Source organism: Mixta tenebrionis, assembly GCF_006517625.1.
Taxonomy (GTDB): domain Bacteria; phylum Pseudomonadota; class Gammaproteobacteria; order Enterobacterales; family Enterobacteriaceae; genus Mixta; species Mixta tenebrionis.
In genome coordinates this window covers 400,880-414,515 of the sequence record NZ_VHQI01000002.1, presented here as the reverse complement: position 1 = coordinate 414,515, position 13,636 = coordinate 400,880, and the positions used below count along the sequence as shown (strand labels likewise).

At 56.3% G+C, this 13,636-nt stretch carries 10 protein-coding genes; 7 read left to right on the top strand and 3 right to left on the bottom strand.

The genetic code is table 11. From position 1 onward, the window contains the following. Positions 1-56: 56 nt before the first annotated feature. The 6 genes from lptD to apaH are packed head-to-tail and all read left to right on the top strand — an operon-like array spanning position 57 to position 6,858. On the top strand, positions 57-2,417 hold the full coding sequence (lptD, locus tag FKM52_RS04740) for an LPS assembly protein LptD (protein ID WP_141175034.1): 2,361 nt from the start codon (positions 57-59) through the stop codon (positions 2,415-2,417). A gap of 54 nt (positions 2,418-2,471) precedes the next feature. Beyond that, entirely contained in the window at positions 2,472-3,767 is a 1,296-nt protein-coding gene (gene surA, locus FKM52_RS04735; protein WP_141175033.1) for a peptidylprolyl isomerase SurA, read from the top strand. Continuing rightward, positions 3,757-4,749, top strand: coding sequence for a 4-hydroxythreonine-4-phosphate dehydrogenase PdxA (pdxA, locus tag FKM52_RS04730; RefSeq protein ID WP_141175032.1), 993 nt, complete (start codon positions 3,757-3,759; stop codon positions 4,747-4,749). The genes surA and pdxA overlap by 11 nt, the downstream gene beginning before the upstream one ends. Next, positions 4,742-5,563, top strand: a complete 822-nt coding sequence (gene rsmA / locus FKM52_RS04725; RefSeq protein ID WP_141175031.1) for a 16S rRNA (adenine(1518)-N(6)/adenine(1519)-N(6))-dimethyltransferase RsmA — start codon at positions 4,742-4,744, stop codon at positions 5,561-5,563. Before pdxA ends, rsmA begins: the two co-directional genes overlap by 8 nt. Positions 5,564-5,566: 3 nt before the next feature. Further along, positions 5,567-5,944: a Co2+/Mg2+ efflux protein ApaG gene (apaG, locus tag FKM52_RS04720; RefSeq protein WP_141175030.1), complete on the top strand. Its 378-nt coding sequence runs from the start codon at positions 5,567-5,569 to the stop codon at positions 5,942-5,944. 53 nt (positions 5,945-5,997) lie between these two features. Beyond that, positions 5,998-6,858, top strand: coding sequence for a bis(5'-nucleosyl)-tetraphosphatase (symmetrical) ApaH (gene apaH, locus FKM52_RS04715; protein WP_141175029.1), 861 nt, complete (start codon positions 5,998-6,000; stop codon positions 6,856-6,858). Positions 6,859-7,033: 175 nt separating this feature from the next. On the opposite strand, the gene folA is transcribed toward apaH, so the two are convergent. Continuing rightward, positions 7,034-7,519, bottom strand: coding sequence for a type 3 dihydrofolate reductase (gene folA, locus FKM52_RS04710; protein WP_141175212.1), 486 nt, complete (start codon positions 7,517-7,519; stop codon positions 7,034-7,036). 940 nt (positions 7,520-8,459) lie between these two features. Between folA and FKM52_RS04705 the strand changes: the two genes are divergently transcribed. After that, positions 8,460-8,990 carry a bactofilin family protein gene (locus FKM52_RS04705; RefSeq protein ID WP_160250768.1) on the top strand — a complete coding sequence of 177 codons (531 nt, stop codon included), beginning with the start codon at positions 8,460-8,462 and terminating at the stop codon, positions 8,988-8,990. 105 nt (positions 8,991-9,095) lie between these two features. On the opposite strand, the gene FKM52_RS04700 is transcribed toward FKM52_RS04705, so the two are convergent. Together FKM52_RS04700 and carB are read right to left on the bottom strand one after the other, a co-directional pair. Continuing rightward, a complete protein-coding gene (locus FKM52_RS04700; RefSeq protein ID WP_244316974.1) occupies positions 9,096-10,232 on the bottom strand; it encodes a porin in 1,137 nt (378 codons plus the stop codon). Between the two features lie 154 nt (positions 10,233-10,386). Beyond that, on the bottom strand, positions 10,387-13,611 hold the full coding sequence (gene carB / locus FKM52_RS04695; RefSeq protein WP_141175026.1) for a carbamoyl-phosphate synthase large subunit: 3,225 nt from the start codon (positions 13,609-13,611) through the stop codon (positions 10,387-10,389). Positions 13,612-13,636 lie beyond the last annotated feature (25 nt).

Below are 13,636 nucleotides of genomic sequence, written 5' to 3'. Positions count from 1 at the left end.
AGTCTCTGACCGTTTTGTCGGCATGATGCCAGTTAACGGAATTATCGATACCGCGTATGAAAAAACGTATACCTACACTGCTGGCCACGATGATTGGCGCAGCGCTTTACAGTCAGTACACCCTTGCCGACGATCTGATGTCGCAGTGTATGCTGGGCGTACCAAGCTATAATCGTCCTCTGGTTCAGGGTGATGCGAATCAACTGCCGGTAACGATACATTCTGATAATGTCAGGGGAAACTACCCTGACGATGCCGTATTCACCGGTAAAGTGGATATCCAGCAGGGCAACAGCCGCCTGCAGTCCGATGAAGTTCAGCTGCATCAGCGCCAGCTGCCCGGCCAGACCGATCCGGTTCGCACCGTCGATGCGCTGGGTAATGTGCATTATGATGATAATCAGGTCATCCTGAAAGGTCCGAAAGCCTGGTCAAATTTAAACACCAAAGATACCAACGTCTGGAACGGCAACTACCAGATGGTAGGACGCCAGGGGCGCGGCGATGCCGACCAGATGAAACTGCGCGGCAACAACCGCTACACCATCCTGGAAAAAGGCTCCTTTACCTCCTGCCTGCCCGGCAGCAATAGCTGGAGCGTGGTGGGTTCGCAGATCATCCAGGACCGCGAAGAACAGGTGGCGGAAATCTGGAACGCGCGCGTTAAAATCGGCGCCGTCCCGGTCTTTTACAGCCCTTACCTGCAGCTGCCCATCGGCGACCGCCGCCGATCCGGCTTCCTGATCCCCAATGCGAAATACAGCAATAATGATGGCCTGCAGTTCGCGCTGCCTTATTACTGGAACATCGCGCCGCAGATGGATGCCACCATCACGCCGAACTACCTGAGCAAGCGCGGCCTGCAGTGGCAGAACGAATTCCGCTACCTTTCGCAGGCGGGATCCGGGCTGATTGAATTTGATTACCTGCCGAGCGACGACGAGTACAAACACGACGCGGCAGCGCGTAACTCCAGCGACGGCGACAGTAACCGCTGGCTGTTCTACTGGCGCCACTCCGGCGTTTATCAGCAGCACTGGCGTTTTAACGCCGACTATACCAAAGTCAGCGATCCCTGGTACTTCCAGGATCTCGATTCCAGGTACTACTCCACGACCGACGGCTACGCCTCGCAGAAATTCAGCGTCGGCTATGCGGACACCAACTGGGATGCCACCCTCTCCAGTAAAGACTTCCAGGTATTCGATACCAACCGGACGCGCAATGTTTATCGCGCGCAGCCGCAGTTCGACTTCAACTATTATAAAAATGATGTCGGCCCGTTCGATACCCATCTTTACGCCCAGGCGGTACAGTTCACCAACGTCAACGACGATCTGCCGGACGCGGTGCGTCTGCACCTGGAACCTACCATCAACCTGCCGCTCTCCAACGACTGGGGCAGCATCAACACCGAAGCAAAACTGCTGGCGACCCACTACCAGCAGAGCGACGTCGAATATTACAACGCCCAGACGCGCAATGCGGATAATCAGCTAAAAGAAGATGTTAACCGCGTCATGCCGCAGTTTAAGGTAGATGGACGCATGGTATTCGATCGCAATATGAACTGGGCGGAAGGCTACACCCAGACGCTGGAGCCGCGTCTGCAATATCTGTATATCCCGTACCGCGATCAAAGCCATATCCAGGCCTATGACTCCACGCTGCTGCAAACTGACTATACCGGCCTGTTCCGCGATCGTACCTACAGCGGACTCGATCGTATCGCCTCGGCTAACCAGGTCGCCAGCGGCCTGACCACGCGTATTTATGATAACGATCTGGTTGAACGTTTTAACCTTTCCATAGGTCAAATCTACTCGTTTACTCCGTCGCGCACCGGATTGAACGCCACCAGCGAGCAGGATGATACCGGCAGCCTGATTTGGGCCGGCGACTCCTACTGGCGCGTCAGCGATCGCTGGGGCGTTCGCGGCGGTCTGCAGTACGATACGCGTCTGGATAATGTTGCGCAGGGCAACGCGGTGCTGGAATATCGCCGTGACGCCGACCGCATGGTGCAGCTGAACTACCGCTACAGCAGCCCGGAATATGTGGCCAGCGCGCTGAACCGCAACATTAGCAACAACCCGATTTACGAGAACGGTATCTCGCAGGTCGGCATGACCGCCAGCTGGCCAATTGCTGACGCCTGGTCAATCGTGGGAGCTTACTACTACGATACCAAGGAAAAACAGGCAGCTGAACAACTGGTGGGTCTGCAGTACAGCTCGTGCTGCTACGCCATCCGCGTGGGTTACCAGCGCAAAATCAACGGCTGGGAAAACGACAACAGCAAGTATGAAAACCAAATCTCATTCAACATTGAGTTGCGTGGCCTGAGTTCGAACTATGGGCTCGGCAGCAACCAAATGCTACGTGAGGGCATTATGCCTTACCAGCGCGCTTTCTGATGTTGTAATGTTTGACAAGCAAACCCGCAGTGCGGAAAGAAAAATGGAAAACGTATGAAGAACTGGAGAATGCTGATACTGGGTGTGGCGCTGGCCGCCAACACCGCGATCGCAGCCCCGCAGGTAGTTGATAAAGTCGCCGCCGTGGTCAACAACGGCGTCGTGCTGGAAAGTGACGTTGACGGCATGATGCGCTCGGTAAAAGCGCAGGCGCAGCAGGCCGGACAGCAGCTGCCCGACGATCGTACACTGCGTCATCAGATTGTCGAACGTCTGGTAATGGACAACATTATTCTGCAAATGGGCAAGCAGATGGGCGTGCAGATCACCGATCAGCAGCTGGATCAGGCGATCGGCAACATCGCCGCGCAGAACCGCATGACGATGGATCAAATGCGCAGCCGTCTGGCGTACGATGGCGTAAACTACAACGCCTATCGTGAGCAGATCCGCAAAGAGATGCAGATAGCGGAAGTGCGTAACAATGAAGTGCGCCGTCGCGTCACCATCCTGCCGCAGGAAGTCGATACGCTGGCCACGCAGATGGGCGCGCAAAACTCGCAGGGCACCGAACTGAATATCAGCCATATTCTGCTGGCGCTGCCGGAAAACCCATCGCAGCAGCAGGTTGACGAGCAGGAAAAACTGGCGAAACAGCTGGTTGGCGAGCTGCGCGGCGGCGCGGACTTCGGCAAGCTGGCGGTCACCTATTCCGCCGATCCGCAGGCGCTGCAGGGCGGTAATATGGGCTGGGGTAAAATCGAAGAGCTGCCGACGCTGTTCGCCCAGGCGCTCAGCACCGCTAAAAAAGGCGATATCGTCGGCCCGGTTCGCTCCGGCGTCGGCTTTCATATCCTGAAAGTGAATGACCTGCGCGGCGAAAGCCAGAATATCTCCGTTACCGAGGTTCATGCGCGTCATATCCTGCTGAAACCATCGCCGATTCTGACCGATGCCCAGGCTCGTCAGAAAATGATGCAGATCGCCAGCGATATTAAAAGCGGCAAACTCAGCTTCGCCGCCGCGGCGAAACAGTTCTCCGACGATCCCGGCTCGGCCAACCAGGGCGGCGATCTGGGCTGGAACTCGCCGGAAATCTACGATCCGGCTTTCCGCGATGCGCTGCTGCGCCTGAATAAAGGCGAAACCAGCCAGCCGGTACACTCCTCCTTCGGTTGGCACCTGATCCAGCTGCTGGATACGCGTAAAGTTGATAAAACCGACGCGGCGCAGAAAGAGCGCGCTTATCGTCTGTTGTTCAATCGCAAGTTTGCGGAAGAAGCGCAAACCTGGATGCAGGAACAGCGCGCCAGCGCCTACGTTAAGATTCTGGATGCCAATGCTCAGTAATACCCGCGTAGTTATCACTCCCGGCGAACCCGCCGGGATTGGTCCTGATGTGGCAATACAGCTGGCGCAGCGTGACTGGCCGGTTGAACTGGTGGTCTGCGCTTCGCCCCGGCTGCTCGCTGAACGCGCGCAGCGCCTCGGCCTGCCTCTCTCTCTCGATGAATATCAGCCAGATGCGCCGGCCCGGCCGCAGCGAGCGGGCACGCTTACCATTCTGCCGGTAGCGCTGGCGGCGCCGGTTGCCGCAGGCGAGCTTGCGGTAGCCAACAGCCGCTATGTGCTGGATACGCTTACCCGCGCCTGCGACGGCTGCCTGAGCGGAGAGTTCGCCGCGCTGATTACCGGCCCGGTGCATAAAGGCGTTATTAACGACGCCGGCATCTCCTTCAGCGGCCACACCGAGTTTTTCGCCGAGCGCGCCGCCTGCGAGCGCGTAGTAATGATGCTGGCGACCGAAACGTTGCGCGTGGCGCTGGCGACTACGCATCTGCCGTTAAAAGCGGTATCAGACGCTATTACCGAAGCAAGCCTGCATGAGGTAATCACCATTCTGCATCAGGATTTGCAGCGTAAGTTCGGCATCGCCCGGCCGCATATTCTGGTGTGCGGGCTGAACCCGCACGCGGGCGAAGGCGGACATATGGGCCGCGAAGAGATTGATACCATCATTCCGGCGCTGGATAAGCTACGCCAGCAGGGAATGCGGCTGACCGGCCCGCTGCCGGCGGATACGCTGTTCCAGCCGAAATATCTGCAGCAGGCCGATGCGGTGCTGGCGATGTATCATGATCAGGGCCTGCCGGTGCTAAAATACCAGGGCTTTGGCCGCGCGGTAAATATTACCCTTGGCCTGCCTTTTATCCGTACCTCCGTTGACCACGGCACCGCGCTGGAACTGGCCGGTCAGGGCAACGCCGATGCGGGAAGCTTTATTACGGCGCTTAATCTCGCCATTACTATGATCAAAGAAGTCAATGAATAATCGCGTCCACCAGGGGCACTTCGCCCGCAAACGTTTCGGACAAAACTTCCTTAACGACACCTACATTATCGACAGCATCGTTGCGGCTATCCATCCCCAGCCCGGCGAGGCGATGGTGGAAATCGGCCCCGGCCTCGGCGCCCTGACCGAACCCGTGGGCGAACGTCTCGATGCGCTGACCGTTATTGAGCTGGATCGCGATCTGGCCGCGCGTTTGCAAACGCATCCGTTTCTTGGGCCAAAGCTGACTATCTACCAGCAGGATGCCATGACTTTCGATTTCTCCCGTCTCGCCGCGGAGAAAGGCCAGCCGCTGCGCGTCTTCGGCAACCTGCCCTACAATATCTCTACGCCGTTGATGTTCCACCTTTTCAGCTATACTGATGCGATCAAAGATATGCACTTTATGCTGCAAAAAGAGGTGGTCAACCGCCTGGTGGCCGGGCCAAACAGTAAAGCCTACGGGCGTCTGAGCGTAATGGCGCAATATTATTGCCAGGTCATCCCGGTACTGGAAGTTCCGCCGGAATCCTTTACGCCAGCGCCGAAAGTTGATTCCGCCGTAGTCCGTCTGGTGCCGCATGCTACGCAGCCAAATCCGGTAGCCGATGTGCGCGCGCTGAGCCGCATCACGATGGAAGCCTTCGGTAAACGGCGGAAAACGCTGCGCAACAGCCTCGGCCATCTGTTCAGCGCCGAAGTAATGGAAAGCCTGGGCGTTGATGGCAGCCTGCGGGCGGAAAACGTCACCGTCGCGCAATATTGTCAGTTAGCAAACTGGTTAACTGCGCATCCTGAGACGCAGGAGAGTTAACAGATGAATGAATCGTCCCGAGTGTGTGTTCAGGTACAAAGTTTTTACGTCGAATCGCAATCTGCCCCGGATGAAGATCGCTACGTGTTCGCTTATACCATTACTATCCGCAATCTGGGGCGAGACAACGTGCAGCTGCTAAGCCGCTACTGGTTAATCACCAACGGCAACGGACGCGAGACGGAAGTTCAGGGAGATGGCGTGATCGGCGAGCAGCCGCATATCGCGCCGGGGGATGAGTATCAGTACACCAGCGGCGCGGTGCTGGAAACCCCGATGGGCACCATGCAGGGTCATTACGTGATGATTGACGATCGGGGCGAGCAGTTTTACGTTGATATACCGGTTTTCCGCCTCGCGGTTCCCTCGCGCATTCATTGATGAACAACCCGGCTGCGGCCGGGTTTGCCGTTTCTTATCCGGGTAACGAATTCATGAGTACATATCTGATTGGCGACATCCACGGCTGCTACGATGAAATGCAGTCTCTGTTGCAGCAGGTCGCCTTTGACGCTGAAAAAGATACGCTGTGGCTCACCGGCGATCTGGTGGCGCGCGGCCCCGGCTCGCTGGAGGTGCTGCGCTATGTGCGTTCACTGGGCGGGGCGGCGCGTATCGTGCTGGGCAATCATGACCTGCATCTGTTAGCGGTATACGCCGGCATCAGCCGCAATAAGCCGAAGGATCGTATTACGCCGCTGCTGGAAGCGCCCGACGTTGATGAGCTGATTAACTGGCTGCGTCGACAGCCGCTGCTGCAGGTGGATGAAGAGAAAAAGCTGGTGATGGCGCATGCGGGCATTACGCCGCAGTGGGATATCGCCACCGCGCAGATGTGCGCGCGCGAGGTGGAATCAGTATTGGCAAGCGACAGCTATCCCTTGTTCCTCAACGCGATGTATGGCGATATGCCTAACAACTGGACGCCGGAGCTGACCGGGCTGGCGCGCCTGCGTTTCAGCACCAACGCGCTGACGCGTATGCGCTACTGCTTTCCCAACGGGCAGCTGGATATGATCTGTAAAGAGGCGCCCGGCTCTGCCCCACCGCCGCTCAAGCCCTGGTTCGATATTGCCGGCCCGGTAGCGCGCGACTATACCATCATCTTCGGCCACTGGGCTTCGCTGGAAGGGAAAGGAACGCCGGAAGGGGTTATCGCGCTGGATACCGGCTGCTGCTGGGGCGGCACGCTCACCATGCTGCGCTGGGAGGATCGCCAGCTGTTTATTCAGCCGTCCAACCGCCTGCAGAGCGTCAGCGACGGAGAAATCTCGTCCACCGCCGTACGCTCATAGCCGCTACGGCGGCAGTCAACGAAACTATCCCGCCGCGCTTTTCTGCGCTGGCTTACGGGCAAATCGGTTCAAAAACTGACCTTGCTGCTTATCGCGCCGGCGGCGCAGAAAAAGGCGGGAAGATAAATAAACAGCCCTGCTGAACAGGGCCGCGAAAAGGGTCTTCAGCACGCCATTAGCGACGGCGCTCAAGGATTTCAAAACAGTAGCTGTGGGAGTTCTTGTTATCGGCGTCGTGGAATTCGCTAAATACCGACTGCCACTCATCCGGCTCATAGTCAGGGAAATGGGTATCCCCTTCCACTTCCGCATCAATATGCGTCAGGTAAAGCCGATCGGCGCGATCGAGCATCTGCTCGTAAATGCGTCCGCCGCCGATCACCATAATCTCTTCCGCATCGCCCGCCGCCGTCAGCGCCTGCTCCAGCGAACCTACCCAGGTTACGCCTGCCGTTTTCGGGTCTGGCTGGCTGCTGACCACGATATTGTGGCGTCCCGGCAGCGGACGTCCGATTGACTCCCAGGTCAGGCGTCCCATCACTACCGGTTTGTTTAACGTGTTGCGCTTAAACCACGCCAGATCCGCAGGCAGGTCCCACGGCATGGCGTTTTCCATCCCAATAACGCGATCGGCTGCTAAAGCCGCTATCAGGCTTATCATCATAGGTTACTCTACAGGGTGTAAAACTGGCGCCATCATACGGAAAGGTGAAACTTTCGTCGATAGGCTGATGAAGGGATTTACGTAAAGGTTGTTAAAGCACGCCGCCAGGCCTGGGGGCCGTCTTTGCCGGCAGCAGGCGAGACGATATAACGGCGCAGTATGAAACGGGAAAGCGATAGCAAAAGTCGCAGTTCTGTCGGTAACCCCCCCGGAAGATACCGCTATAGCAGTAAAACTGCGCGCTTCTTCTGCGCACCGCAAGAAAATGCCCTGCCCGCCCGGCGTTAAATTACGTACAAGGCAGGCGTTATATCGCCGGTTAATATCAATTATCCCATAAATTAATATCCGCCAATTAATTTATGCTGATATATAACCTCTGAAGATAACTTTTATATAACATTAGCGCTGGTTATTCCGCAGTAAAAAGAGAAAACCCGGCTTGATTCCTGAGACGAAATAACGATAATTTTACGGGCTGAGCCTTTGATCATTCCACGGTTCCCTTTATACAGGAACGCCCTCTCGCTGCTGGAAAAACGTTTAGCGCAAAACTGGTCAGGGATAAGAATCAACCTATTATTTGCGGGAGGTATCTTTTACTAATTAAGAACAAATTATTAAACATATCGGATCGAAAACGCAATACCTCTGAAATATAAACAGCCCTGCTTTTTCAAGCTGATGCTACTGAAGAAAATATTATCTATCCACACAGATGTGGAAACCGATCCGGGTTATTCACTCCTTTTTACACAGCATATGGAGCCCTGGTAAAGCCAAGATGGACAGGCAATACGTTTTTTTTAATACTGGACTTTGCTTCTGGTTCCTGGGATTGATAACCAGTTTCTATTCTTCCACATGGACAGTGATTTTAGGTCTGCTGGCAGCAGGTTCATTTTTACTTTATGTATTACAACGGAAGGTTTTTCGCATGTTCAGAAAACAAAACAAACCAGCAGAAGTTGCCACGGAGAAGGAAATCGCCCCGCTTACGATGCCGGTTGAAAAGGTTGATTTCGATGCGCCTCAGCCGCAGGAAAAAATAAGCAATACCGTGGTCGCCCGCGATGTCTGCTTCGAAGGGAACATTACGGCAGTGGGTCAGGTATATGTTTACGGTGAGGTGCAGGGTAATATCACCGTTAAAGACGGGCTGGTAAAAGTGATGAGAAACGGCCTGGTGAACGGCAATATTACCTGTCTTGAATTGATTATTAACGGCAACGTACAGGGCGAATGTAAGGCGCAATCAATTGATATTGATGAACACGCCAACATACATGGCACGCTGAATTATGAAGCGCTGTCGGTGAAAAAAGGCGGTATATTTGTCGGCAGCGCGGATACCTCTCGTAAAAGCGCCATCAAAACCAACGTTATCGGCCTGACCGCTTCCTCTGCCGCCAGCGAATCGTCGCTAACGTCGGAAGAGAAGAAAGAGAGCAAGCTGGCGAAAAAATAACGCGCCCGCGCCATGACGCCCCGACGCGCCGGCCTACCGAAAATTATCGGCCTGAAGGCATACGCTGCCTTCAGGCCGTATCTTTCACTTAGCCGCGCGCCGTTATCAGAAATCGTAACGCAGGCGAACCAGATTCATATCGCCGAGGTCGTCGCTGCTGGAAGTAAAGACGTGCTCGTAGTCGATACGGAAGCCGTAATCCAGCTGTAACGTTACGCCCACGCCGTTATCAATACGCTGGTAATCACGCCCGCTGGTATATTCCAGACGATCGCCCATCACATAAGGCTGCACCGATTTCAGCGCGTAGCGCTGGACCGGAATGCTGTAGCCGAGGTAATACTCTACGCCCCAGGCTTCGCTGGCAAAATAGTGATCAACGCTGCGCTTTTTGCTGGGCGAAAAGTTCTGATACCAGCCGCCGCCGACGGCCAGCGTCCAGTTATCCGGCTTCCAGCTCAGCGCCGTGCCGATAATATTCTGGTCGTAGCCTTTGCTGTCGCCGCTGCCCGGATTGCGCATTTCAGCACGGGTATAGTTCCACGCCGTGCCCCAGGTAACATTCGGCGTCAGATGGTAATCCACGCCCAGCGATCCGCCGCCCTGACGCTTATAGCGCAGGCCGTTGCCCGGCAGGTATTCAGTATCTTCCAGCAGCCAGGCGGCATAAATATCGGCGTCGCCAAAGCTGTTTTTATATTTCAGCTGCTTACGCGCGCGGTAGCTGCCGTCATAATCGCCGTTAATGCCGATGCCGGACGCCTGGGCCAGCATATCGTAATCCCAGATATCGGTTTTAGCGCCCACCACATCATAATAAACGCTGTTCTGCTGCCCAAACGTCAGCTGGCCCCAGCGCTGGCTTTTGAAACCGGTATAGAGCTGACGGCGCGAGGTATCGCGCGCGCCTTCGGCGTAGTGATTATCCCAGTTAAACAGCGCCGGAATATTAACGCCCAGCTCGTAGTAGCCCAGCCAGCTGATATCCTGCGTCAGATAATATTCAGCGCCAAAGCGGAAACGCGTGCCGCCATCAAAGCCGTTACGTTTATAAGAGCCGCGATCGCTGTCGCCGGTAACGTTATTAAACTGCGGACGGATGCTGCCGCCGACGGCAAACTTCAGACGGCTTAACGCATCACCCGGCTCCGCGGCCGGTTTGATCAGGGTAATTTCTGCCTGACTGGCAAAAGGCAGCGCGGCCAGCAGGCCAACGCCAAAATAACGGGAAACAGCGCACATTGTTAGTTTCATTAATATTCTCAGAACGTTATGGATAGCTCAGCGCGATATTTTTGCGCCGTCGGGGAGCAGGCCAGGCCCCTGAAAGCGCCTGCCGACAGCCATAAAAAAACGGCTCCCTGAGGAGCCGTTATCGGTTGAAAAGAGAATATATTTAACGGTTTATTTTTGCATGCATTTCCTGCACGGAAATAACCTGTTCCGTGGGATCGGCATTCAGCGCCATCGCCGTAGCGAAACCGCCGTTCAGCGTGGTGTCGTAGTGTACTTTATACTGCAGCGCGCTGCGGCGGATCACGCGGGAATCTTCAATCGCCTGGCGTCCGGCGGTGGTATTGACGATATAGCTGTACTCACCGTTTTTCAGACGATCCTGGATATGCGGACGCCCTTCATGCACCTTATTCACCAGGCGCGGATTGATGCCCGCCTCGCCCAGCACCACCGCCGTGCCGTGGGTGGCATCCAGCTCGAAGCCATACTTCAGCAGCTTGGCGGCAAGATCAACCACCCGTTTTTTATCGCCTTCGCGTACCGACAGCAGTGCGCGCCCCTGCTTCTTCATATTGGACTGCGAACCGAGCATCGCCTTAGCAAACGCTTCGGCGAAGGTGCGACCAACGCCCATTACTTCACCGGTGGAGCGCATTTCCGGCCCCAGAATCGGGTCTACGCCAGGGAACTTATTGAACGGCAGCACCACCTCTTTCACGGAGTAATAAGGCGGAATCACCTCTTCGGTAACGCCCTGCTCCGCCAGCGATTTGCCCGCCATAACGCGCGCGGCCACTTTCGCCAGCGGCACGCCGGTCGCTTTCGAAACGAAAGGCACGGTACGCGCGGCGCGCGGGTTAACCTCAATCAGGTAAACCTCATTATCTTTCACCGCAAACTGTACGTTCATCAGGCCGCGCACGCAGAGCTCAAAGGCCAGTTTTTCTACCTGCTGACGCATCACGTTCTGGATATCGTTGTTCAGCGTATAGGCAGGCAGCGAACAGGCAGAGTCGCCGGAGTGAACGCCAGCCTGTTCGATATGCTCCATAATGCCGCCAATCAGCACGCGTTCGCCGTCGCAGATTGCATCGACATCCACTTCCACCGCATCATCAAGGAAGCGATCCAGCAGCACCGGCGCATCGTTGGAAACCGAAACCGCGGTCTGGAAGTAGCGCTTAAGATCCTGCTCGTCGTAGACGATTTCCATCGCCCGTCCGCCCAGCACGTAGGAAGGACGCACCACCAGCGGATAGCCGATTTCTACCGCACGCTGCACCGCCTGATCCAGCGCGGTCACCGTGGCGTTAGCCGGCTGCTTCAGGCCGAGGCGCTCAACCGCCTGCTGGAAGCGCTCACGGTCTTCCGCGCGGTCGATGGCGTCCGGGCTGGTGCCGATAACCGGTACGCCCGCCGCTTCCAGCGCACGCGCCAGCTTCAGCGGCGTCTGCCCGCCATACTGCACGATCACGCCTTTCGGCTGTTCGATACGCACGATTTCCAGCACATCTTCCAGCGTCACCGGTTCGAAGTAGAGACGGTCGGAGGTATCGTAGTCGGTAGAAACGGTTTCCGGGTTGCAGTTGACCATGATGGTTTCGTAACCATCTTCGCGCAATGCCAGCGCGGCGTGTACGCAGCAGTAGTCAAATTCGATACCCTGGCCGATACGGTTCGGCCCGCCGCCCAGCACCATAATCTTCTCGCGATCCTGGTTCGGGTTGGCTTCACACTCCTCCTCATAGGTGGAGTACATATAGGCGGTATCGGTAGCAAACTCTGCGGCGCAGGTATCCACGCGCTTGTAAACCGGATGCAGCTGGTACTGCTGACGCAACTTGCGGATTTCCACTTCGCTGACGCCGGCCAGCTGCGCCAGACGCGCATCGGCAAAGCCTTTGCGCTTCAGAGCGCGCAGGAAATCAGCGTTGAGGCCGTTGACGCCTTCCTGCGCCACGCGCTCTTCAAGGCGCACCAGCTCTTCAATCTGTACCAGGAACCAGCGATCGATATTGGTGAGGTTGAAAACGCCATCTACCGACAGACCGGCGCGAAACGCGTCGGCCACGTACCAGATACGCTCGGCGCCGGCGTCTTTCAGCTCGCGGCGAATGCGCGTCAGCGCGTCGGCATCGTCAAGATTAACTTTCGGATCGAAGCCGTTAGCGCCCACTTCCAGCCCGCGCAGCGCTTTCTGCATTGATTCCTGCAGCGTGCGGCCAATCGCCATCACTTCGCCTACCGATTTCATCTGGGTAGTCAGGCGATCGTTGGCGCCGGCAAATTTTTCGAAGTTAAAGCGCGGGATCTTGGTAACGACATAGTCGATAGAGGGCTCGAACGAGGCAGGCGTACGTCCACCGGTGATATCGTTCATCAGCTCATCAAGCGTATAGCCCACCGCCAGCTTCGCCGCCACCTTGGCTATCGGGAAGCCGGTCGCTTTTGAGGCCAGCGCAGAGGAGCGCGAGACGCGCGGGTTCATTTCGATAATGATCAGGCGGCCGTTTTTCGGATTTACCGCAAACTGCACGTTGGAGCCGCCGGTTTCCACGCCGATCTCACGCAGCACCGCCATCGAGGCGTTACGCATGATTTGATATTCTTTGTCCGTCAGCGTCTGCGCTGGCGCAACGGTGATCGAGTCGCCGGTATGAATGCCCATCGGATCGAAGTTTTCGATAGAGCAGACGATGATGCAGTTATCATTTTTATCGCGCACCACCTCCATCTCATACTCTTTCCAGCCGATCAGCGATTCATCAATCAGCAGCTCTTTAGTCGGAGAAAGATCGAGGCCGCGCTCGCAAATCTCTTCAAACTCTTCGCGGTTGTAAGCGATGCCGCCGCCGGAGCCGCCCATAGTAAAGGAAGGGCGAATGATACATGGGAAGCCGACATCTTCCGCCACCTTCAGCGCCTCTTCCATGGTATGCGCGATACCGGAGCGCGCCGTTTCCAGGCCGATCTTCTTCATCGCCTTATCGAAACGCTGGCGATCTTCCGCCTTATCGATAGCGTCGGCGGTGGCGCCAATCATGGTAACGCCGAACTCTTCCAGCACGCCCTGACGCTCCAGCTCCAGCGCGCAGTTCAGCGCGGTCTGGCCGCCCATGGTCGGCAGCACCGCATCCGGACGCTCTTTTTCAATGATTTTACGCACCACTTCCCAGTGGATTGGCTCTATATAGGTGGCGTCCGCCATTTCCGGATCGGTCATGATGGTCGCCGGATTGGAGTTGACCAGAATAACGCGGTAGCCCTCTTCGCGCAGCGCTTTACAGGCCTGGGCGCCGGAGTAGTCGAACTCACACGCCTGGCCGATAACGATCGGACCAGCGCCCAGAATCAGGATGGATTTTATATCGGTACGTTTTGGCATTTTCTCTGTTCCTTTCCTGAAAAGG

What these genes read in the sequence shown, in the direction of transcription:
- rsmA (WP_141175031.1), top strand. Translation starts at nt 4,742, where the DNA reads ATGAATAATCGCGTCCACCAGGGGCACTTCGCCCGCAAACGTTTCGGA.
- apaG (WP_141175030.1), top strand. Translation starts at nt 5,567, where the DNA reads ATGAATGAATCGTCCCGAGTGTGTGTTCAGGTACAAAGTTTTTACGTC.
- lptD (WP_141175034.1), top strand. Translation starts at nt 57, where the DNA reads ATGAAAAAACGTATACCTACACTGCTGGCCACGATGATTGGCGCAGCG.
- apaH (WP_141175029.1), top strand. Translation starts at nt 5,998, where the DNA reads ATGAGTACATATCTGATTGGCGACATCCACGGCTGCTACGATGAAATG.
- FKM52_RS04705 (WP_160250768.1), top strand. Translation starts at nt 8,460, where the DNA reads ATGTTCAGAAAACAAAACAAACCAGCAGAAGTTGCCACGGAGAAGGAA.
- surA (WP_141175033.1), top strand. Translation starts at nt 2,472, where the DNA reads ATGAAGAACTGGAGAATGCTGATACTGGGTGTGGCGCTGGCCGCCAAC.
- pdxA (WP_141175032.1), top strand. Translation starts at nt 3,757, where the DNA reads ATGCTCAGTAATACCCGCGTAGTTATCACTCCCGGCGAACCCGCCGGG.
- folA (WP_141175212.1), bottom strand. Translation starts at nt 7,519, where the DNA reads ATGATAAGCCTGATAGCGGCTTTAGCAGCCGATCGCGTTATTGGGATG.
- FKM52_RS04700 (WP_244316974.1), bottom strand. Translation starts at nt 10,232, where the DNA reads ATGTGCGCTGTTTCCCGTTATTTTGGCGTTGGCCTGCTGGCCGCGCTG.
- carB (WP_141175026.1), bottom strand. Translation starts at nt 13,611, where the DNA reads ATGCCAAAACGTACCGATATAAAATCCATCCTGATTCTGGGCGCTGGT.